At 63.8% G+C, this 663-nt stretch carries 1 protein-coding gene; it reads right to left on the bottom strand.

The genetic code is table 11. The annotated features are described in order from the left end of the window. Positions 1 to 663 (bottom strand): DDE-type integrase/transposase/recombinase (locus FS320_RS44640; protein ID WP_152718807.1); only part of this gene is annotated, 663 nt, incomplete at both ends.

Below are 663 nucleotides of genomic sequence, written 5' to 3'. Positions count from 1 at the left end.
TGACGTCTTCTGTTATAGGCCTGATTGAAGCCCTTGAGCAGCGTCTCGAGGTCCCGATGGCTGTAGATGGTGATGCCCAGCACCTCGCGCTGCACCCGCCCGTTGAAGCGCTCCACGAGACCATTGGTCTGCGGCGTGTAGGGCTTGGTCTTGCGGTGCTCCAGCTTCAGCTGGCGGCAGGCGTCCTCGAAAGCATCCGCCGTGAAGCAGGATCCTCGATCCGTCAGGACGTGCGTGACCTTGAAGGGGAAGGCGCGCACCGCCTCTTTCAGGAAGGCGACCGCGCTGGTGGCCAGCTCATCGTCCTTGACGGCCAGGTGCACCCAGCGCGAGCAGCGGTCGATGGCCACATACAAATAGCGTTTGCGGCGCTCGCCGTTGGCGGTCTGCAGCTTGGGCAGGTGCTTGATGTCCATGTGGATGAAGCCAAGATCGTAATCCTTGAACGTGCCGCTCCGGCGCTGGCGCTGCTGCGCCGGGGGCAATCGTCCCAAGCCTTCCGCCTTGAGGATGCGGTAGACGGCATCGCGGTTGAGATGCGGCAGGAAATGCGTGACGATGAAGGTCAGATCGTCGAGCGGAAAGCCGGTGGCCTGGCGCAGGACGCAGACGATGGCGCGCTCCTCGTCCGTGGCTTTCCAGGGCAGCTTGTGCGGCCGGCTG

The sequence above is a fragment of the Microvirga tunisiensis genome (assembly GCF_009296175.1).
Lineage (GTDB): Bacteria > Pseudomonadota > Alphaproteobacteria > Rhizobiales > Beijerinckiaceae > Microvirga > Microvirga tunisiensis.
This window is presented reverse-complemented; position numbering and strand designations above follow the sequence as displayed.